This window comes from Enterococcus sp. AZ109 (assembly GCF_051714625.1).
GTDB lineage: Bacteria > Bacillota > Bacilli > Lactobacillales > Enterococcaceae > Enterococcus_A.
Window position 1 is genome coordinate 2,390,938 of sequence record NZ_JBIOSF010000001.1, and the last position, 21,778, is coordinate 2,412,715.

Consider the following 21,778-nt stretch of genomic DNA (forward strand, 5'->3'; position numbering starts at 1 on the left):
GAGAATGATGAAAATGAAAAACGCAGTCAAACAGGAACTATTCAAATTAACCAAGCAGCAAATTATTCTAAAGCAAACCCTGATCTTAAGCTTTATGATTATCAGCTTTGCCTGTGTCACCAAGTTTGGCAATTTTGACATGTTGTCGGCAGATAAACTGGTACTAACTTGCTTCAACAGCAGCTGGCTGATCGTGTTCTTCATGGTCTATCTAGCCAGCCAAACCTTCTCCATGGAATTTCGCTTTGGCACCATTAAGAACCTGCTGCAAAAAAATCAGCAGCGTCGGACGATTTTCTTCAGCAAACTCATCACTCTAGTGGGCTATTCAATTTATCTGAATGCGGTAGCCATCACAGTCACCATTTGTCTCAGCATGATTCTTTTTCCCGAAGTCTCTTTTGAGCAAACGGATCTGCTCCGTACCTTGTTTACCAACTTGCTAGGGAACTTCGCAGGAATGTGGCTATTTGCCAGTCTTTCCCTGATGATTTCGCTAATTGTCACCAACGAATCCTTGGCCAGCATGCTGGGCATCGTGACTTATTTTCTTTCATCCATGCTGGCAGGTATGCAGTTTATGGTGGTGGATCGCTTCAGCTGGCTGCGTTGGAACCCTTTGAACATGCTGAATTTAAGCAATCAAATCAACAATCAAGGCATGGAAAAGCTGACCCAATTAGCCACCAATCAGCTGTTAATCGGAAATATAGTGTATATTTTAGGCTTCTTCTTAGTTGCTTGCTTAGTATTTAACCGCAAAAAGGTATAGCCGGTATGGTATCATCCTAGATAAGAGTCTCATAGAAAGGAAAGCCCATGACTAAATTTCGCTTATTTCCCAAGGGAGAAAATTTTTACTCCATGATCTGGATGCTGTTTCTATTAATTCCCTTTCTTTCCATGATTCCTTTTGATACCTTTGAAAAACAATTTTCGGTGATTATCCTGCTGCTGTTTTGCTGGTTTTACCGGAATACCTTGTTTCAAGGAAAATATTTTGTCTACTGGTTAATTGGCCAATACATGATCGCCGCCTTTTATGCCTTAGGGCTGGGGTACATTTACTTGTTCATGTTTCCTTCCTGGCAGCTGGGCTTTGGCTTTCCCAAGATGAAAAAATCCACCTTCTGGCTGTTGTTCTTTGGACAATTGCTTATCATCCTTCTAGGATTGATTTTCGGACCACTCACTGATCCGGCCTTTGGCAGCAATCAGTTGTCAATGGATGCTCCCTTTGCGCTGTTTACCATTATCGCACCGCTGCCAGGCCGCGAGTTTCAACGATCAATGGAGCAGCGCAGGCAATTGTATCAGTCAAACCTGCGGATGGAAGCTATCATCAAGGGGGAAGAACGCAACCGAATTGCCCGAGAATTGCACGACTCGTTAGGTCAATCCTTGTCAGTAATGACCCTCAAGCTGGATTTGGCCCAAAAGATTTTAGCCAAAAAACCAGAAGTCGTTGCCGCTGAGTTGCAGGAGGTGGAACAGCTTTCTCGTGCTACCCTAAAAACCGTGCGGGAAATTGTTTCCGATATGCGCAAGCGTTCGATTCGCGAAGAGCTGAACGACATGAACCAAGCTCTAACATCAGCGAAGATCATTTTAACGACGGAAAATGAAGAACTGGCTAATAACCTGTCCGCCGATCAGCAAAATGAACTCAGCAATGTTTTACGGGAAGCCATCACCAACATCATCCGCCACAGTAAGGCTACTTTTTGCAGGATTGATTTTTCCATGGAGGCCGGCTGGCTGAAGCTTTCGATTAAGGACAACGGCATCGGTGCCAAGGAGCTGATTGCGGGAAACGGTCTTACTGGTATGAAGGAACGAGTGAAAATGCTCAAAGGGACCATCTTAATACAAGACGAACGTGGAACTAAGCTTTCCATTGCAGTTCCTTTGGAGGAGGCATTGAATGATTAAATTACTGATAGCTGAAGATCAAGGCCTGCTGTCATCAGCCTTAGCCATGATTTTGAATTTAGAGGATGACTTAGAAGTGGTGGGGACGGCCAAGGACGGGGCCGAAGCGACTGCCATGGTGAAGCAGCTGCAGCCGGATATCCTGCTGACGGATATCGAAATGCCCCACAAAACCGGCTTGGAGTTAGCGGAAGACTTAAAGGACAGTCCTATCAAGGTCATTATTCTGACCACCTTTGCCCGCGATGGGTACTTTGAAAAAGCAGTCAACGCGAAGGTATCGGCCTATTTGTTGAAGGATACTCCCAGCGAGGAGCTGATTCAGCACATCCGCGCAGCCATGGAGGGAAAAGTATACTACGAACCTTCCTTAATTACTGGCTACATGAACAATCAGCGCAATCCTTTGACCCCCAAGGAACAGGAAATTTTAACTCTGATTGCCACCGGAGCCACTTCAAAGGACATTTCTGCCCAGCTTTACTTAACCGATGGCACCATTCGCAATTATATCTCGGAAATAATCAGCAAACTAGGTGCCAAAAATCGCATCGATGCTGCGTCCAAAGCAAAGGAAAACGGCTGGCTGTAACAAAAGCTTGGCAAAAAACTTCTACTGTCACAAGCAAAAACGTCTGGAAGATCAAAACTGATCCTCCAGACGTTTATTCGTAGTTCAGGGGAAATACTCGCCGTTTTAACCGGTCCAGCAACGCAATTAGTTGACACAGTATTTTTTGCTCAATTTGAATCAGCTTACTGTAAGCCGCGTTAAAGATTTTGTTCAGCAGCGGGTATTGGAAAATCAAGTAGCGCAGCATATCCAGCAGCAGAACCGTCACGCCGCCGGAAAAGCCGCAGTTGTAAAGGTTGACTCCTGCCGTCAGTACATGGGCATTACGCGAAATCACCGTATACACCACCCCTGATAAAATCCCCGATATTAAACCATATTTTCTGGCAAAAGGGGCTAAGGTACTGGCAAAGAACAGGATAACGATGGTGGTAGTTGACGTAACATCCTGGAAAAAGAACCAAGAGGCCACCAGCACCCCGCACGCTGGAAAGAAATAGTAACGGAAATTGAAGCCGTACATACTAAAGCCAGCGAAGGTTAAAATCGTACCCACCAACAGTCCGTTTAGCGGAACCTGCAAAATCAAGGGTACCGCCAGGCCCATCAAACCGTACAAGGAAAAACGAATCAGCTTTAAGAGACTCAGCCGCGTTCCTTTATGGAGCGTTTTTTCAAAGGTTATTCGAATAAGTGAATAGGCCATCGGCGCAGTGAAAAGAATCAGTAAGAAAACAAACAGTGCCAGACTGTGGGCCGCATTCAGCCGATGAGGCATAACGCGGATATGTAATAAATTACGAGTGGCAAAATTCCCCACTAAACCGATACAGCCGGCGGAAAAGCCCATGTTGTAGAGGTTCATTTCCTTCGTGTGGGCCTTTAAATAATGGAAAACCGGAATACTGATATAGCCGATCACCAAACCAGCCAAGACAGCAATCACTTTGTTTTGCAGCGGAACATTACTAGGTGCTGTGTAAATGACACTAACCATCGGAGATATACAGGTGCTCAATAAGCCCATAACCAGCGATTCTTGTCGCGTAGCCGGTTTATGATGCAGGTACAAAAGACTACCTAGCAAAATCGGTGCCGAATTTGCCAGATTTTTCCCGAAAAAGGAAAAGCCGGAAAGCAGCATAATTACCGAAATCGTTAATGGATTAAAGGAGTGACGGTATTTTCGTAAAATAAACAAACTAAGCAGCGTCATCAGACCGCTGTTGGCAAAAGCCGCCCCCGGTCCAGCCAGTTCAACATAGTCGCTGATCAAATTGCTGGGAGAGCTTAAAATACGGAACATCCCGTCAATGACCGAGCTGGTTGGATAGACGACAATTGGAACAATCGTCAGCAGCAACCCATATAATAGTAGAAAGTTAAAAATCAATTCTTGTGATAGCACGAGTTCATTTTTCTTCAGTCTAATTTCTTCCTTTCTATTATGAATCAATTTGAATGACCTTTACCCCAAGCTTACGAATTTCCTTAATAACTTCCGCCGAAGCAAATTGATCCGTAATTAAATAGTCAAAGGCCGAGATATCAGCAACTTTACATTTCGAAGTCACCCCGATTTTCCGATGATCCGCCACTAAAATTTTCCGTTTAAGGGTGTGATCAAGCATCAAGGCATTGATTTTTCCTTCATTAATAATCTCAGTGGTGACGCCGCTGGCTAAGCTCACTCCGCTGCAGCCCATGATGCAGGTGTCCGCATTGATGGCAGCGATCGTGTTCAACGCAATGTCCCCCACTAACGCCTCCTTAGGAAAACGCATCTCGCCACCCGTTAACAGGTAATTGTACTGGGCATTTTGCGGTAGGTGGTTGATTTCCAGATTATTGGTGACAATGGTCACATGTTCGGCATTCATATAATTCACCGTCTTCAACGCAGTCGAGCTGGCATTGATAAAGAGCGTGTCGCAATCATGGACGAATTGCCCCGCTTCTCGGGCAATCGCTTTTTTCAGGTGTTCCGAACCAGATGGGTCTACCTCTTCACAGTCCGCATAATTGAGGGTGCAATAGCCATATTTACGAACAATATCATTTTTTTCTTCCAATAAATGCAAATCCCGGCGAATCGTACTTAGGGACACGTTGAGGACCTCAGCTAGTTCCTGCGTCGTCAAATGCTGCTTTTCTTTTAATACCTCTAAAATATCAGCGTGCCGCCGATCAATGGCCGCAATCGAATTTTTCATGGATCGTTCCTGCTTTCTCACGGCGTCACAAATTGGAAACCGCTTTATATGATTGTATTATACACGAAAAAATAGCTAAATAGCTCAAAAAAACATATAAAGTGCAATAAAATCATAAAAAGTGGTTTTTATGATTTTTTGCTGTTTGGATCTTGCTCGAATTTGTTTAATAGCAATTAGGAAATTCACGTGATAGACAATAAAAAGCCATTCTCGGGAAGAATGGCTTTACGTATTATTTTTTATTCATGTAGTCTCGTACTAGTTTTAATTTTTTGCGAGAAACCGCACAACGTTGTCCATTGATCATAGTGAGCTCCAGCTCCTCTTTATCAATGGAGCGGACATTATCTAAGTTTACTACATAAGATTTATGTACCCGTTCAAAGTTGTCACCTAAATCAGCGGTTTCTTTAATCGCACCATAAAAGGAGATACGACCAGTAGCGGTATAGACATTCAAAACATGCGGCTTAGGTGAGGTCTCGAAAAATAGAATATCCTTGTAATTCACATAACGTTCACTTTTACCTGCTCTGATCAAATACTGTTGTCTTTTTTCAGGTTGGATCATCTGCTTAGCAAAAACGGTGTCTAAGCATTCAGTAATTGCATTTTGTACCGATTCGACACTATCTTTCACAATGAAATCTAAGGCTTCTACCTTATATTTGAAGGTTAGTGGAACCATCTCATCGTGAGTGGTGATAAAGATAATTTTCCCTAACGTATCATATTTTCGAATTTCTTTAGCTAAGGTCAGGCCATCCATTTCGTTCCCTAGATCAATATCTAAAAAATAAATACCAGTAGTATCTCGATTTTGTTTTAGATAATCCAAAATATACATTGGTTTATCTGTAGATAATGCAATTATAGCATCCAACTCGTTGATCATAATCTTCTTGTGGATATGTATTCGGTAAAGCTCTCGCAATGGTGCTTCATCTTCACAAATAAAAACCTTCATCATAACCAATGTCCCCTTAAAAGATAATTTTTTGAATAAAGTAATTATCAACTATTTCAGTCTCCAACAAAAAGTCTGTTTCCTCAATTATTTCCTGTAGATTACTTAAGCCGATTCCCCGATCTACTCCTTTAGTAGAAAAACCTTTTTCTTCTAATTGATATAATGGTGGTAAGCTTTCAGCACAGCTATTTTTGACAATAATCACGTTACTTCCTTCGTTCTCAATAAGAGCAACTTGAATTTCTCCCTCCTCCAGTTCAGTGAGGGCATCAACCGCATTATCTAAAATAATACCTAGTGAGCGAACTAATGGCATTTCATCTTTTTCCTCTACGTAGAAGCTTTTGTCGATCTCTAAAGTAAGATTCACTCTCTCACTATCAATTATACTCAATTTTACATAAAAAATACTACGCAACGCCATACTTTGAATTCGCATAAGCTTGTTAAGCTGAGTATTTACGGTAGTTAAGCTTTCAGAGCTGCCCTTTATTTGAGTGTAATAATAATTTTTCAGCTCATCGTATTTATCATCATGGAAGTAACTGTCCATACTTAACAAAATATTTTGATAATCATGTTTGAATTTCCGAACTTCCTCAGCATTCTTCTCAATGGCTTTCAAATAAGTCAGCTGATTTTCATAGATCGCTTTTTTACTTTCTGATTCTAAACGCATCGCTTCGCTGCGTTGGGCTAGTACAACGATGATAGCTAGAAAGAGGAATAGAGCAAGTAAGATATCGCCAAATAGTTTTGTAATAACACTGCCTTTATTAGGAATAGTAAGTTCTATCAAATATTCATTCTTTACTAACTCAAAAAATAGGATCAAACAAATTGTTAATATAGGAATATTTAGTATGGCTATTCTTTTTTTCACGAATGCTAAGAATTTTTTTTCTAATAATACGAGTGTAATTGAAATTGTCAATAGTATTAGTCTAACAATAACAAAAGATACGATTATAGTGTTAGGATTAATTTTATAAATATTTTCCGAAATAAATAGAGAGAAATTATCATTTAAAAAAATGAGGGAACTATATATACCTGCTAATAAGGGTTGTTTCTCTGAAAAGTAGAATGATATAAAGACGATAATAAAAAGGAGGATAATTTTTAAAGTTCCGCTAGAAATTAAGGGAATAGTTCTAATGAGCAAGCTACATATAGTAACAATTGTGACATCCATAAAAGTACGCTTAGATTTGAATACATATATAGATATCAGCAGTGGGAGGGTGTCTAATACGAATAGCATATTTCCAAACATTTTAATGATCTCTCTTTCTATATTTATATTTTGAATTAATCTAAAGGTCGATTATGATCAAAAATAGGTCGATTTTGATGTTTTCTTTTTTTTGATTATCTAGATGAATACACTAACTTTTAAGGGGGTAGTGTTATGAAAAAAATTATTTTATCTATATTGTTGTTAGTATCGTTTGTTTTCCCTGTTGTTGGTGAAGCTTCTTCTTCAAGTTCATATGAAAGTTTGCCAACTATTCAGGATAATAGTGTGTCACCCAGAGCATTATATAGTTACATTTTTCCATCAGTTCCACCAAAAACATTTAACGGTAGGACACGTATATACTACGAGTATAAAGAAAAACAAGGTTACTACATCGGGTATTACCAATAAACTAGATAGACTTATCAAGACAATTATAGCATAGGTCAATTATGAGTATTTTTCAAATCGAAATGAAAATCATACACACGAAAGAAGAGGAATTGTTAGCAAATCCTCTTCTTTTGTGTGTATGATTATAGTATTTACTCTTCAACTATAAACGAAACGTTAATACATGTCTTAGGTAGCATTCCAATATAATGCTGGTTTCTTCCTAAGAAATGAAACGCCCCCATTGGCTGTTTCCAGACTTAGTAAGAATATATAGAAATCACCAAATTCATAGCAAGTCGCTTTTTTCCTATATTATGAAACATAAAACAATTTGTGTAAAACGATATTTTGAGAAAGTTAAGTAAGTTTTCTTTTTTTGACATTCCTTCATGTGAAGCGGATTTAGTGCTAAGGAAGGGCTTTTTATAGTTTCCAAAAAGATGATTTTGATTAAAAAAGGGCCAATTTTGATAAGAATGATATTATTTAAAAAAATTATTTTATAATTACAGTAATTAGGAGGCAATGGTATAGAAACATTTACTAATGGGCATAGTCAGTGTTTGGCGCTCTCATTATAATAGAACAACTTCCCCAGATTCGTATAATGACATTCAAACTATTCAAACGAACAAAATTATCCCCAGGAGTGTTTGATGTAAATGTTTACTTCTTTGCCTCCTAAATTAGTTATGAAACATCTATGTAGAATAACTAGTCTTCCTAACTGACAGAATAAAGCGTCTAAGCTGAAATATGCTTGGGCGTTTTTTCGTATTTTATATAAAAGCCGCAGATACGCTAGAAAATTTCTTCCGTGGTAAGATGACAGTAGAGGTGAGTCGCGTGAAGAAAACAAAGCAAGCTGCATTCAATCAAGGAGGAGCTATTAAATTAGTGAATATTCCTCAAGAGCTTCACGGCTTGAGTGAACTGGAAGTCTCAGATCGAACCGCCAAGGGGCAAGTGAACCAAACGGAAGATGACTTGTTAAAATCAGACGGTCAAATCATTAAAGAAAATACGATTAATGTTTTTAATTTGCTGAACTTGGTGTTGGCACTTTTTGTCTTATTGGTGGGATCACCGAAAAATACACTCTTTTTTGGTGTGGTTATCATTAATACCTTGATCGGGGTATTTCAGGAGCTGCGAGCAAAACATACAATTGACAAGCTCTCTGTTTTAGCAAAGGATCAGGTGACTGTTTTGCGAGAGGGTAAGTTGCAACGAATAGATCAAGAGGCAATAGTTTTAGATGATGTATTGTTTTTGAAGAATGGCGATCAGGTTCCGGTAGATGGTCAAATCCTTGCAGGAGAGGGGATTGAAGTAGATGAATCCTTATTAACCGGCGAGGCGGATCGCATTCTCAAATATTCAGAGGACCGCTTGTATAGTGGTAGCTTTATTACTGCGGGTCAAGGGTTTTACCGAGCAACTGCTGTTGGAGATGATAATTTTGCTCAGCGGTTGTCCAGTGAGGCTAAAAGCAAGAACGGTAACTCCTCTCAACTGACAAAGGTATTAAACCGAATGATCACAGTGCTAACCGTTATTATTGTACCTGTAGGTCTGATGATGTTGTATACGCAGTACCAGACATCTGCTTCAATTCGGCAGGCTGTTTTAGGAACCGTAGCAGCGCTAGTCAGCATGATTCCTGAAGGCTTGATGCTGTTAACGAGCGTTGCCTTTGCAGTAGGTGCAGCCAATTTGGCTAGAAAAAAGGTACTGGTTCAAGCATTGCCTTCGATTGAAACGTTAGCTCGAGTAGACATTATTTGTTTAGATAAAACTGGGACAATTACCGATGGGACGTTACGTTTTGAAGAAAGCCTATTGGAGCAGGTGACGCAAGAACGATTTGATGTAATCATGGCTGCGCTGATGAAAAATCTGACGGATGACAATGCGACTGCCCAAGCGCTAAGAAAAGCTTTCCAAGCAAAAAATGAGTGGCAAGCAGAGAAAATAATCCCTTTTTCTTCAGCCCGAAAATGGAGTGGTGTCACGTTTGAAGGGGAAGGTAGTTACGTGTTTGGGGCACCGGAATTTATTTTCTCAACGGTGCCGGCAGAATTCCAAAAAAAAGTTCAGCCCTATATGGAGCAAGGATATCGTGTGCTGGTACTTGCTGCTTACCCTGAGCTGCTCAGTGAAACCTTTGAAAAGGAACCGGATTTGTTAGCGACTTTAATTATTTCGGACAATTTGAGAGAAAATGCGCGAGAAACGTTTGGCTACTTTGCCCAGCAAGATGTTCAAATGAAAGTGATTTCTGGGGACCATCCTTTAACCGTATCAAAAATTGCTCAAAGTGCAGGGATCCAACTGGCGGAACATTATGTCGATATGTCTGAAGTAGATGATTGGACTAATTACCGTGTTTTGGCGAAAACCAATACTGTTTTCGGTCGCGTTTCACCCTATCAAAAGCAGCGATTGATCCAAGCCTTACAAGACGAGGATCATACGGTTTGTATGACGGGTGATGGCGTAAATGATGTGTTGGCATTGCGTCAAGCAGATATCGGGGTAGCTATGGCGAACGGCAGCAGTGCTGCAAGAGCAGCAGCAGACGTTATTTTGTTGGAATCGGATTTTCAACGGATGAGGGATGTTTTAAATGAAGGGCGGCGCGTAATCAATAATATTGAACGAGTGGCATCCATGTATTTGGTCAAAACGATCTATTCGTTAATCTTGGCGGTTATCTTTATGTTTATCGCAAGTCCCTATCCTTTTGCACCAATTCAGTTGACACCAATTAATGCGCTAACTGTTGGAATTCCTTCTTTCTTTTTAGCTTTGAAGCCGAGTTATGAGCGAATTAAAGGGGACTTTTTGAATAATATCTTGCGAGTGTCAGTACCTGGTGCAGTGACGGTTGTATCGGCAGTACTCTTGATTCAGTTAGCAGGTCATTTGTTCCAGTTACCTTTTAGTGCTACGTCCACGATGTCGGTCTTTTTAACCGGTTGTGTAGGCTTGCTGGTTTTGTACCTAGTATCATTTCCGCTGGATAAAAAGAAAATCGCCTTGATTGCCGTTCTTGCGACGATCTATTTAAGTTGTTTCTTAGTCTTCCGAAAGTTCTTTGATTTTGCGATCCTATATAATCGCTACCTATTCTCTGTAATACCTTTGGCTTTGGGCGTTTACTGGCTGTTTAAAGGGATGACAGTATTGATGAATAAATTAGTCGGATTGAGGGTGCACTGGCAGGAACAGAGGAGGAAAAAACGTCGTTCGCGGGTAATTTAGTAGGAAATTCAAAACAAATCGAGAAAAAACACGGAAAAGGCTTTCTTTTCTGTGTTTTTTGGTATAATAGACTAAAAGTAATTAAAGGAGGCAATTTAATGACACTAGCAACATTGCAAAACGGTTCAGATATTCGCGGGATTGCCATTTCTGCAGAAGGTAAAACAAAAAATCTAGGTGCCACAGAGGCAGTTTTAATTGCAAACGGTATCATGAACTGGTTGGATGATAAAGGGATTGCTAAACCATTTACGATTGGCTTAGGCTTCGATGGACGCCTGACAGGTCCGGAGTTAAAACAAGTGATGATCGATACGTTCCAAGCAGCAGGTGTGCAGGTGCTAGATTTTGAGTTGGCGACGACACCAGCTTTGTTTATGGCGACACAATTTGAAGAATTTGATTGTGATGCTGGAATTATGCTGACAGCGAGTCATTTGCCTTACTATTTTAATGGCATCAAAATTTTCAGTAAAACGGGTGGAGCTGAAAAAACCGATATTGCTTATATTTTGGCGCATACTGATCCACAGCCGGTTGCAGAAGGAAGTGTGAAAAAGGCTGATTTAATTTCGGCTTATGCGGCTGACATGGTAGCAAAAATTAGAAAAGGTATCGGTTCTGATAATGACCAACCTTTAACTGGGATGAAAATTGTCGTAGATGCTGGAAATGGTGCCGGCGGTTATTTTGCCAGCAAGGTATTAGATGCTTTGGGGGCAGATACAACTGGTTCACAATTTTTAGAAGCAGATGGGAATTTTCCGAATCATATTCCAAATCCTGACAACAAGGAAGCTATGGCAAGCATCAAAAAAGCGGTACTGGACAATCAAGCAGATTTAGGGGTTATTTTCGATACGGATGTCGACCGCTCAGCGATTGTTTCAGCGGATGGACAAATTATTAACCGCAACAATTTAATCGCTGTTTTAGCGGCAATTGTTTTAGCGGAAGAGCCAGGTAGTACAATTGTTACGAACTCACCGACATCAGATCATCTGAAACGCTTTATCGAAGAAAAAGGCGGCAAACAGTATCGCTACATCTCAGGGTACCGTAACGTGATCAATAAGGCGATTGAACTAAATGAAGAAGGTGTTCATTGTCCGTTAGCGATCGAAACTAGCAGCCATGCGGCATTTAAGGAAAACTATTTCTTAGACGACGGTGCCTACGTGATTGCTAAGATTTTGATGCTTCTGCCGAGATTACAGCAGGAAGGTCGTCAATTAACTGACTTGATGGCGGAATTGGAACAGCCGGTAGAAACATTGGAAATTCGCTATGAGATCGCAGGGGACGACTATAAGGAAACCGGACGCAAAATGATCGAGAACTTCCGTCAGACCTTACCAACTAAAGACGGCTTTGCAGAGAATCCGGAAAATGATGAAGGAGTGCGCTTCTCCATCACGGAACCTCACGGCAAAGGCTGGATGCTGCTGCGATTGAGTCTGCATGAGCCGCTATTGGTAATGCAAATCGAAAATGATCTGCCGGATCAAATTCAAAAGCAATTGCCGATTTATCGTGAGCTATTAGCCCAAGATGACCGGATTAATTTGATGAAATTGGATCAACAAATCAAGTAAGTGTTCTAGCTTGCATTTTTTCCTCCTTCGGCTGATGATGATGCCGGAGGGAGGTTTTTTTGATGAAAATTACCTTAGATGAAGGAGCAAAAGAGCGCATTATTCAGCATTTAGGTGATCATAAGCTGGTATTGCTGACCTTTGAAGATGGTGTAGGACCTTATTCGCAACATGCGATGATTCATATGCAGACGCAATTTTCGCTTAATATCATTAGCGATACTATGCCTAAAGAAGATTACAATGACACGATCTCCACTAATGCGGGGGATTTTTGGATCAAAGGGTATTCTAAGGAAGATTTGCAGGAAAATATGCGGATTACCTTGAATCCTCGTTTAAGCTCCTTTACCTTATCTGGTGATGGCGGCGTGATTGACGATAATTTAGGATTTATTGATTTTACAGAAAAGACGTCGTAATTCTGACGTCTTTTTTCTTTTTTTAATAAATCTTTGATAGTATAGAGAAGAAAGGTGGCGGTATAGATGGCAAAGATCATGATCGTGGAAGACGAGGCAGTCATTCGTCAGCTGATTGGCGAAGAATTGACGAAATGGCGATTTGACGTATTTGCGACGACGGAATTTAGTGAAGTGTTCACCGACTTTGAGCGGGAAGCACCGCAGTTGGTTTTGTTAGATATTAATTTACCAGTATTCGATGGGTATTACTGGTGTCAAAAAATTCGTGAGGTTTCAAAGGTGCCGATTGTTTTTATTTCCTCGCGTAACACCAATATGGATCAGATCATGGCGATGAATATGGGCGCTGATGATTACATCACAAAGCCCTTCGAGATAGACGTGTTAGTAGCGAAGATCAATGCACTCCTACGACGCTCCTATAATTACGCTGAAGGTGGCGAAACTATGACTCACAATGGGATAACCTTGAATTTAGATAATAGTAGTATGGAAATTTCTGGTGAAATGATCGACTTAAGTAAAAATGAATACCGTTTGCTCTACATCTTGATGAAACAGCACGGTAAAATTTTAAGTCGCGAGAAACTGCTGCGAGCCTTGTGGGATGATGAGCGATTTGTGGATGATAATACGTTAACGGTAAATATTAATCGGCTGCGACGCAAAATTGAACAAGCGGGGATTCAAGACTACATCCAGACCAAAGTCGGCCAAGGCTACATCGTGCCATAAAGGAGCAGCGTATGACATTTTTAAGATTTTTAAAGGATAAGCTGATCATCTTACTGGGCTGGGGCGTTTTGAGTGCCTTAATGGTTTTTATGGTTTGGCTAACACCGGATTTGCATGGCTTCATGGATAACTTAAGCTATCTGCTTTTGCTGCAGTTGTTTCTATTGTTCTTGTTTTTTGCTTTCGATTATTATCGGAAAAAAGATTGGTACCAGCAATTAAGTCAGCCAGATGCTGGCTTGCAGCAGTTTTTGGATGAGGCAGATACGGAAGAGGAAAAACTGGTTCAGGAATATATTAATCAGCAGGTTCGGCAACACCATCAGCTCATGCAACAAGCTATCAGTAATCAAAAGGATCAAAAGGATTATGTGGATTCGTGGATTCACGAAATTAAGGTTCCTTTAGCAGCTGTAGGATTAATTTTACAATCAGTTGAATACGACATCGATGACAATAAATATACCTTGCTTCAAAACGAAGTACAAAAAATCGACGAGCACGTGGAGCAAGTGTTGTACTATTCTCGTTTGGATGAATTCATTAATGATTATTTGATTCAGGAATATTCCATTAAAAAGATTATTCAGCCGGTCATTCGTAGCCAGGCCAATTATTTTATTCAAAAAAATCTGCAGTTAGTTATGTCTGAAGAAGATGCTGCTGTTTTAACTGATGGAAAATGGATCGCCTTTATTTTCCGCCAATTGTTAAGTAATGCTATTAAGTACACACCAGAAAATGGAAAGATTGAAGTACTGATTACTCAGAAGAATGATGGTGCGTATTTACAGCTGAAGGATACGGGGATTGGTATTCCCTCAGAAGATTTAGGTCGTATTTTTGATAAAGGCTTTACGGGAGAAAACGGGCGTAGTGCACAGCAGCATTCTACTGGATTGGGCTTGTATTTGGCTAAAAAACTTGCTGAGAAATTGGGTGTGGAATTAACCGCTGAATCGCAATGGGGTGAAGGCACCACCATGACCTTATTCTTTCCTCGATTGAATTATTATCAAGAAAGTCGCTGATACCCTTGTCAACAATTAGTTGTTTCTGCTAAGCTAACACAGAAATATCGGAGGAGAGAACATGACGATTTTACTTGCGCTTGTTCCAATGTTTGCCTGGGGAAGCATCGCATTAGTTAGTGGGAAATTAGGCGGCGATGCCAATCAGCAGACGTTAGGAATGACAATGGGGGCTTTTCTTTTTGCTTTAGTTACATTTATACTGGTGCATCCAACGTTAGATCTCAGGATTTTAGTGATTGGCTTTTTGTCAGGTGTGTTTTGGTCAGTGGGGCAAAACAAACAATTTCATGGGATGAAATTGGTGGGGATATCAGTCGGACTACCGTTATCAACGGGTTTTCAGTTGATTTTAAATACAATTGCTGGGGCAGTTTTTTTTCATGAGTGGACTAAATCACGGGATTTTATTTTAGGTTTTATTGCTTTGGCGCTGTTAGTCTTCGGTGCATACTTAACTGCTAAACAAGACAATGAGGCTGGAGTTAAAACAGATCATCAGGTTTTGGACTTTGGCAAAGGGATGCGAGCATTGATTCTTTCAACAATCGGTTATGCCTCTTATACCATTATTATTACCTGGGCAGGTCTAAATCCTTTGGCGGTAATTTTCCCGCAAAGCATCGGGATGCTGTTAGGGGCAGGTCTGTTTGCTTTTGGGAAAACAAGTTTCGATAAATACGTCTGGCGCAATATGTTGTCTGGGTTGTTATGGGGTGTCGGCAATATTTGTATGTTGCTGACCGTTCAATCAATCGGTTTGGCTATTGGCTTTTCTTTGTCCCAGATGGGGATCATCATCTCTACCTTGGGCGGAATCTTTCTTTTGGGAGAGCACAAAACGAAAAAAGAAATGGTCTTTGTTGTTGTTGGCTGTCTGCTGATTATTGCAGGTGGTTTCGTGCTGGGGTATATGAAGGCCTAATAGTAATAAGCCAATTATCTTTTTGGAGATAATTGGCTTATTTTTTTAAAGCTAGTATAATTTTTTCGGAATCGCCCTCTAGTAAAACAATAGTAACAGTGTATGGATTTACGAATTAACTTTGTTAGTATTAAGCTGAGCAAATTTGAGAAGTGTAATGTTATCAATCTGAAAGTCCATAAGCCTTCATTTTTCGCCACAGAGTAGTCGTACTAATCCCCAACTCCTGAGCAGTTTTTTTGCGGTTCCCCATATTTTTCACTAGAATGCTCTTCAAATAATCAGTTTCGCTTCTTTGTGGAGCTACTCCAGCTGATGAGGTGCCGGTTGATTCGGCCGTTTGGAACTCGTCAGACCAGATTTCTGCTACTGTGTTGAAACGGACTTCCTTTCCCTCAGACATCACAACAGATCTTTCTAGCAGGTTAATGAGATGGCGAATGTTGCCATCATAATCGAACCTCTGAATATAATTCAGACAATCATCGGAGATCTTCATTGCCGGATATTCTTTGGCAATGTAGTTTTTAGCAATTTCAGCGATATCTTGCGCACGTTCAGCGAGGGAGGGTAAGCGTAACTCTAAAACAGCTAGACGGTAATACAAGTCTCCTCGAAATTTATTTTCCTGAGAAAGTGCCTTGAGATTTCGGTTCGTCGCACTGATAATTCGTACATCTACCGGAATAACCTCTTCAGCACCTACACGAACAATTTCCTTTTCTTGCAGGACCCGCAACAATTTTGCCTGTACCTCGAACGGAATTTCACCAATTTCATCTAAAAAAACCGTCCCATTATGAGCCATCTCGAAGATTCCCATTTTTCCTTTATCATTTGCTCCTGTAAAGGCTCCTTTTACGTAACCGAAAAGTTCACTTTCTAGCACAGAAGTAGATAAAGCTGCACAGTTAATAGCGATAAAAGGCTGATTACTACGATCGCTAAAATTATGAATACTTTGAGCAAACAGCTCTTTACCAGTACCAGACTCTCCTGATATTAGCACAGAATTATCTGATCGTGCATAGCGTTTGGCTCGGGTAATTGTCTGACGGATTACTGTACTGCTACCAATGATATCTTTAAAACTTTTTCTTGCAACATGCCCTTTACTAAAAACCTGCTTACGAATTTCAGATTCTGCGGATAAAACTTTTTCGGTTTCAGTTAGATAAACGACTGCTCCGCTTATTAGGTGATTGGTTTTTAAAGGATTGATGGACAGGACAATTTTCGTGCCGTTGATCTCAATGATTTCATTGTCGATTTTCAACCCAATTTCAAAAACCTGCGACTCGTAGTCTTTGACAAATACATGTTCTTTGATTTCTTTAGCGGTTAATGGCGTGACAATTTTCTTCGCACGCTTATTAATGTAAGAAATATTTCCCAGCTCATCAAAACTGATAATGGCATTATTAGAAGAAGAGATGATGGTATTGATCAAATTAAAGCTTTTATCTTTTTCGTTTTCGATTTTCAGTAAATTGACTGCTTCCAATAAGGCAGTTTTTAATGCGGTTCGATCAATTTCCAGCAGCACTTGGTTTACGCCAAAAAATTGAGCGGCATTGACGGTGCTGATTCCGCCAATAAAGGTATCAATTCCGGCATCGATCGCTTTGCGCATCAGATCTGGAATTTCGTCAACCTGAGTAAACTCGATAGCCATAAAATCTTCTCTTGAGATTCGCTTGAAGCGGCAGACTGTTTCATAAATTGAGCCAAAGCCGATAATAGCGATTTTGTTAGAGATTCGTTTCGCTTGGTTGTAGGCAATTAGGATTTCTTCATACGTACATTGAATATTGATTGTAGGAACACTAAATGTGCTGCGGAGCATTTCAAAATTTCGCCCCCGAGCAATAAAGATTTTTGTCCCATCCTCCAAGTGTTGACTGGCTTGCGTTAGGGTATTATCCCCCGTTGATTCAACGACTTTACAGAATTTTTCCAAGTTAAGTTCATTAATGAGCTGCTGGGTATTGTACGTCAGATTTTTTTGACCAGAAAAAACAACGATTTCCATTTCAAACCTCATTTCATTTTTTGAAACGCTGTGCAACGAAACATTTCAAAACATTTCTTTTTAGTATAGCACAAAATACATGATTTATTGAAAAGGCTTACGGATTAAGGGTTTTTACTTTTGGCACGATTATTGCTTATAGATAAGTGTAATGAATATTTAGAGGAGGGGAAAATATGGGTATCGGTATCACAGCCCTAATTGTTTTTATTGGTGTCATCTTAGTTTGGTTCTTGATTTTCAAACGTTCCATAGGAGAAGCAATGATGCTAGGATTTCTAGCAATCTGTGCTTTAGGCGGAGGTGACGCAATTCAGCTTTTTATAGAAGGAATCGAATATGCAGCGACTTATGAAGTTTTATATGCTGCTTTGGCTTTCGTAGTGATGGCATATGTGTTTGATATCTCAGGTGTCCTAGAAGGTTTGATCAACATTCTAAATTCCTTGTTAGGTCGAGTTCCAGGGGGAGCAGCGTTTATGGACGTAATTGCCTCTGGGGCATTAGGACTAATTTCTGGTTCAACTACCGGGAATGTCGCAGCTCGAGGAGTGTTCACTATTCCATGGATGAAAAAGACTGGATTTAGTGATGATTTAGCTACAACGATCGCTTCTGGTAACGCAGGAATGGCTGTCGGTTTTCCGCCGAATGCTTCAATGTTTATCTTATTGGGTCTGGCACCAATCGCAGCCCAAGTATCAGAAGGTCAGTTATATATGGCGATGCTAGTTGCCGGAACATATCAAATTATCTATCGCTTCGTGATTGTGGCTTTCTTTATTAAAAAGTACAAAATCAAAGGTGTTTCTGAAGGGATCATGCCACTAAAACAATCAATTAAAGCAGGCTGGACTTCATTGTTTGTTTTCTTAGGCGCAGCCATTCCCATTTTGTTGACTATGAGTCCAATCGGCGCTTACCTAAGTTCAGAAAATGTTGTTGGCTCAGAAGGTATGGGAACTATTTCATTAATTACCTGGATGCCAATCGTCATTAGCATCATTTGTATTGTTTTAGGCTGGAAGAACTTTCCGAAAAAAGCTTCTGGCTGGGTGGAATTATCTTCTAAATGTATTGGGAAATTTTCTTCCATCGGGGCGGTACTTTTATTCGCTTTTGCAGCAAGTAACGTGCTTACAAACTTAGGGATGGGTGAAGAATTAACAGCCTTCTTAGGTTCTCTGGCAATTGCTCCATGGATGATGGTCATGATTGTTGGTGCAATCGTCGTATTAGTGGCTTGTCCACTTTCTTCAACCGCTACATTGACTGTTGTCGGTTTGGTAGCTTTCTCTGCTTTAACATCTGTCGGTGTTAACGCGGTAGTAGCAGTAGCCGCTATCTTGGCTTGGGCTTCAACAGAAGGAGAGTCAATGCCAACATCAGGCGGAATTTATGTGGCAGCAGGGATTGCCGAGGCGAATCCAGCTAAGTCATTTGTGCCGCTGTTTGTCTACTATGTAATTCCTGTCATGGTTATTGGTTGGATGATGGCCTGGGGAGTTCTACCACTTCCAGTATAAGAAAAGGAGAATTGTATGAAATCAATAGTTAGGAAAGCCTTTACATTATTTTTGATCATCTTTATGATTGGTGGAACAGCCTTAGTTCTGGGTCAATTAATCGGGCTAATAATTCAAAATGGTAACTTGATGGTAAAAACAAGTGAACTCGTTGGAACACCGACCTTCATTTGTGCCGCTATTGCTGGGATGCTTGGATTTGTTTACAGCTATTTCCCAGATAAAAAGAATACAGAATAGATGGAGTGGATCTTATGGGGACAGCGATTATTGCATTAATCGTCTACATTGCGGTTATTATCATTTGGGCAACCATTATAAAAAGAAATATGGCCGAAGGAATGATCGTAGGGTTCCTGTGTCTCTCCGTTTTTGGAGGCACTAAAGCTCCGACTTATCTGTTCAACGGATTTGTTTCTGCTTTAAGTAATGAAGTGCTTTTTGCCTCGCTAGCCTTCATCTTAATGAGCTATTTAATTAAGGAAAGTCAAATTCTAAATGGGATTTTAGCCATTTTTAACTCGCTGCTCGGTCGATTTCGCGGAGGGCCAGCTTTTGTCAACATCGGACTTTCTGCCATTTTGGGTATGCTGTCAGGGTCTAACTCAGCAAATTCCGCAACATCAGGAAGCTTTACCGCACAATGGATGATTGAAACAGGCTGGAAAAAAGAAACGACCGCCACCTTGATTGCCGGCAACGGGGGTCTAGGTGCCGGGTTCCCCCCTAGTGCTTCAATGTTTATCATGCTAGGCTTCGCTCCAATTGCAGCGGCTGTCACAGAAGGCAATCTGTATATCGCTTTGTTCGTATCGGGGCTTTATCAAGTCATTTACCGCATCATTTTAGTGATGCTCCTGATGAAAAAGGAAGGCATCCAGAAGATTGACAGCTACGAAATTGCTCCGCTTGGTACATCCTTTAAAGCAAATTGGCAATGTCTGCTGGTCTTCTTAGGAGCCATTATCCCGGTGCTTGTTACAGTCGGACCAATTGGCAGCTTCTTAAGAGCAAACGGTATGGGAGATGGCGTTTCAGAAATCTCTTTACTGGTATGGATTCCAATCTCTATGATTACCATCATTTTAGTGATGGGGAGAAAGATACTAGTTGAAAAAGTTTTTCATAAGGAAAAGATCATTCAAACCTTGTTTCCTCAGTATAAAAATATCGGCGGAATATTACTATTCGCTTTTGCCGCCAGTGAAATATTTTCTGAGATGGGGTTAGGAGACGAACTGATTGTTCTCTTTAACAATTTGAACTTACCTAAGCCAATTCTGATTTTAATGATCGGAGCGATGGTGGTGCTGGTTGCAGGGCCTTTATCCTCAACAGCAACTTTGACCTCTGTCGGATTGATCTCTTATATGGCACTCGTTAGTGTAGGGGTTACGCCAATTGCAGCAGTGGTGGCAATTTTAGTCTTTGCCTCAACAGAAGGCGCATCTCCACCAGCGTCGGGTTCAATTTTTATTGCTGCTGGGTTGACAGGTTCTGAACCAGAAAAGACCTTTTTCCCGCTAATCAAATACTTTGTTTTACCAATATTATTACTTGGCTGGATGATTGCCATGGGGTTACTACCATTATTTGTCTAAAACTACTGAATGATTAAGGAGAGAATCAATGAAAAAAGTATTGGAAAATTTGATCATGCTTGGGTTTGTTCTTTTCTTTATCGGAGGGTTAGGCATGGTTTTACTGCAGCTTGCAGGATTAATCTTGTTTGATGCGACACTGGTTCATCGTGGGAGAGAGTTCTTTTCCTGGATTTTCCCGGCCGCCTCGATTACGGGTTTACTCTGTTATGGCTACTCATACATTAAGGAATACACGAAAAAATAACTAGAAAATGAATAAATAAACGGAATGAGAACGTTTTAAAAACTAGGAGGAAATGACAAATGGGCTACAAAATTTTATTACCACAAGAAATTATGCAAGAAGGACGCGACTACTTAGAAAGCCGCGGTCATGAATTAATCACCGGTTCTGGGATGGAAACGGAAGATATTATCCGCGATATTAAAGGAATCGATGCGATGGTCGTTCGTTTATCAAAAATGACGCGGGAAGTTTTTGAAGCGGCAGACCAATTGAAGGTAATCGTGCGTCACGGTGCGGGCTTTGATACCGTTGACCTGGAAGCAGCTAAAGAACACGGCGTGCAAGTGTTATATTGTCCAACGGCTAACTCAACATCTGTTGCCGAAGTTGCAGTTTTCTATATGCTTTATTGCTCTCGTAATTTTACGAAAGTACGTAATACCTTTATCGATGATTACTATCAAGCAAAACTACGTACACCTAAGAGTGAACTAGATGGAAAAACGGTTGGGATTATCGGGGTTGGGAATATTGGTTCTCGTGTGGCTGCAAAATGCCGCGATGCATTCAATATGAAGGTATTAGCTTATGATCCATACAAGCCAGCAAAAGATTTCCCTGAAGGTGTGGAAGTTGTTCGTGATTTCGACCGAATCTTCAAAGAATCTGACTTCGTATCTTTACATTGTCCAACGACAGATGTTACACGGGAGTTTGTTGGCAAAGAGCAATTTGAAATGATGAAACCAACAGCTTTTCTGATTAACTCTGCTCGCGGTATGGTGGTTAATGAAAAAGATTTATATGAAGCTTGTAAAAATGAAGTTATCGCTGGGGCTGGTTTAGATGTGTTGCAAGATGAGCCGGTCAAAAAAGAAAACCCAATCCTGTACTTGGATAATGTTGTCATTGCTCCTCATATTGGTGCTGCCACAAAAGAAGCTACTGATCGTGCTTCGTTACATTCAGCAATTGGAATTCATGAGGTTTATGAAGGAAAAGAACCAACTTGGCCAGTCAGAGCAATCGATTGGGCAACTGCACCACAATACAACGACTAAATTCTAGAGAAGCTAACTAAACT

Annotated in this window: 20 protein-coding genes; 15 read left to right on the forward strand and 5 right to left on the reverse strand. The window is 40.5% G+C overall.

Annotation, left to right across the window (positions count from 1 at the left end):
- Window positions 1-13 precede the first annotated feature (13 nt).
- The 3 genes from IGI42_RS11555 to IGI42_RS11565 are packed head-to-tail and all read left to right on the forward strand — an operon-like array spanning window position 14 to window position 2,524.
- Entirely contained in the window at window positions 14-772 is a 759-nt protein-coding gene (locus tag IGI42_RS11555; protein ID WP_438715992.1) for an ABC transporter permease, read from the forward strand.
- Window positions 773-819: 47 nt separating this feature from the next.
- On the forward strand, window positions 820-1,932 hold the full coding sequence (locus tag IGI42_RS11560) for a sensor histidine kinase (protein ID WP_438715993.1): 1,113 nt from the start codon (window positions 820-822) through the stop codon (window positions 1,930-1,932).
- Window positions 1,925-2,524 carry a response regulator gene (locus tag IGI42_RS11565; RefSeq protein WP_438715994.1) on the forward strand — a complete coding sequence of 200 codons (600 nt, stop codon included), beginning with the start codon at window positions 1,925-1,927 and terminating at the stop codon, window positions 2,522-2,524. The genes IGI42_RS11560 and IGI42_RS11565 overlap by 8 nt, the downstream gene beginning before the upstream one ends.
- Window positions 2,525-2,597: 73 nt before the next feature.
- Here the strand turns inward: IGI42_RS11565 and IGI42_RS11570 are convergent, their stop codons facing one another.
- From IGI42_RS11570 to IGI42_RS11585, 4 genes are all read right to left on the reverse strand, one after another.
- A complete protein-coding gene (locus tag IGI42_RS11570) occupies window positions 2,598-3,914 on the reverse strand; it encodes a DUF1576 domain-containing protein (protein WP_438715995.1) in 1,317 nt (438 codons plus the stop codon).
- A gap of 37 nt (window positions 3,915-3,951) precedes the next feature.
- Window positions 3,952-4,719 (reverse strand): DeoR/GlpR family DNA-binding transcription regulator, encoded by a 768-nt coding sequence (locus tag IGI42_RS11575; protein ID WP_438715996.1) that lies wholly within the window; start codon window positions 4,717-4,719, stop codon window positions 3,952-3,954.
- A gap of 235 nt (window positions 4,720-4,954) precedes the next feature.
- A complete protein-coding gene (locus IGI42_RS11580; protein WP_438715997.1) occupies window positions 4,955-5,692 on the reverse strand; it encodes a LytR/AlgR family response regulator transcription factor in 738 nt (245 codons plus the stop codon).
- A 13-nt stretch (window positions 5,693-5,705) separates the two neighbouring features.
- Window positions 5,706-6,968 carry a sensor histidine kinase gene (locus IGI42_RS11585; RefSeq protein ID WP_438715998.1) on the reverse strand — a complete coding sequence of 421 codons (1,263 nt, stop codon included), beginning with the start codon at window positions 6,966-6,968 and terminating at the stop codon, window positions 5,706-5,708.
- A gap of 135 nt (window positions 6,969-7,103) precedes the next feature.
- Here IGI42_RS11585 and IGI42_RS11590 point away from each other — a divergent pair, with 135 nt between their 5' ends.
- The 7 genes from IGI42_RS11590 to IGI42_RS11620 all read left to right on the forward strand — a co-directional run bounded on the left by IGI42_RS11590 (window position 7,104) and on the right by IGI42_RS11620 (window position 15,306).
- Entirely contained in the window at window positions 7,104-7,343 is a 240-nt protein-coding gene (locus tag IGI42_RS11590) for a hypothetical protein (protein WP_438715999.1), read from the forward strand.
- 831 nt (window positions 7,344-8,174) lie between these two features.
- Window positions 8,175-10,595: an HAD-IC family P-type ATPase gene (locus IGI42_RS11595; RefSeq protein WP_438716000.1), complete on the forward strand. Its 2,421-nt coding sequence runs from the start codon at window positions 8,175-8,177 to the stop codon at window positions 10,593-10,595.
- Between the two features lie 98 nt (window positions 10,596-10,693).
- Window positions 10,694-12,190, forward strand: a complete 1,497-nt coding sequence (locus tag IGI42_RS11600; protein ID WP_438716001.1) for a phosphomannomutase/phosphoglucomutase — start codon at window positions 10,694-10,696, stop codon at window positions 12,188-12,190.
- 62 nt (window positions 12,191-12,252) lie between these two features.
- Window positions 12,253-12,612, forward strand: coding sequence for an iron-sulfur cluster biosynthesis family protein (locus tag IGI42_RS11605; protein WP_438716002.1), 360 nt, complete (start codon window positions 12,253-12,255; stop codon window positions 12,610-12,612).
- Between the two features lie 66 nt (window positions 12,613-12,678).
- Window positions 12,679-13,350 carry a two-component system response regulator SapR gene (sapR, locus tag IGI42_RS11610; protein WP_438716003.1) on the forward strand — a complete coding sequence of 224 codons (672 nt, stop codon included), beginning with the start codon at window positions 12,679-12,681 and terminating at the stop codon, window positions 13,348-13,350.
- Window positions 13,351-13,361: 11 nt separating this feature from the next.
- Window positions 13,362-14,381, forward strand: coding sequence for a two-component system sensor histidine kinase SapS (gene sapS, locus IGI42_RS11615; RefSeq protein ID WP_438716004.1), 1,020 nt, complete (start codon window positions 13,362-13,364; stop codon window positions 14,379-14,381).
- 61 nt (window positions 14,382-14,442) lie between these two features.
- Window positions 14,443-15,306 carry a GRP family sugar transporter gene (locus tag IGI42_RS11620; protein WP_438716005.1) on the forward strand — a complete coding sequence of 288 codons (864 nt, stop codon included), beginning with the start codon at window positions 14,443-14,445 and terminating at the stop codon, window positions 15,304-15,306.
- A gap of 163 nt (window positions 15,307-15,469) precedes the next feature.
- Here the strand turns inward: IGI42_RS11620 and IGI42_RS11625 are convergent, their stop codons facing one another.
- Entirely contained in the window at window positions 15,470-17,338 is a 1,869-nt protein-coding gene (locus IGI42_RS11625; RefSeq protein ID WP_438716006.1) for a sigma 54-interacting transcriptional regulator, read from the reverse strand.
- A 176-nt stretch (window positions 17,339-17,514) separates the two neighbouring features.
- On the opposite strand from IGI42_RS11625, the gene IGI42_RS11630 reads away from it, so the two are divergent.
- From IGI42_RS11630 to IGI42_RS11650, 5 genes are read left to right on the forward strand one after another with little or no spacing between them, the layout of a single operon-like run.
- Window positions 17,515-18,864: a TRAP transporter large permease subunit gene (locus tag IGI42_RS11630; RefSeq protein ID WP_438716007.1), complete on the forward strand. Its 1,350-nt coding sequence runs from the start codon at window positions 17,515-17,517 to the stop codon at window positions 18,862-18,864.
- A 15-nt stretch (window positions 18,865-18,879) separates the two neighbouring features.
- Window positions 18,880-19,104, forward strand: a complete 225-nt coding sequence (locus IGI42_RS11635; protein ID WP_438716008.1) for a hypothetical protein — start codon at window positions 18,880-18,882, stop codon at window positions 19,102-19,104.
- A 14-nt stretch (window positions 19,105-19,118) separates the two neighbouring features.
- Window positions 19,119-20,465 carry a TRAP transporter large permease subunit gene (locus IGI42_RS11640; RefSeq protein ID WP_438716009.1) on the forward strand — a complete coding sequence of 449 codons (1,347 nt, stop codon included), beginning with the start codon at window positions 19,119-19,121 and terminating at the stop codon, window positions 20,463-20,465.
- Window positions 20,466-20,493: 28 nt separating this feature from the next.
- Complete coding sequence (locus IGI42_RS11645) at window positions 20,494-20,712, forward strand: hypothetical protein (RefSeq protein ID WP_438716010.1); 219 nt, start codon at window positions 20,494-20,496, stop codon at window positions 20,710-20,712.
- A gap of 59 nt (window positions 20,713-20,771) precedes the next feature.
- Entirely contained in the window at window positions 20,772-21,755 is a 984-nt protein-coding gene (locus IGI42_RS11650) for a hydroxyacid dehydrogenase (RefSeq protein ID WP_438716011.1), read from the forward strand.
- Window positions 21,756-21,778 lie beyond the last annotated feature (23 nt).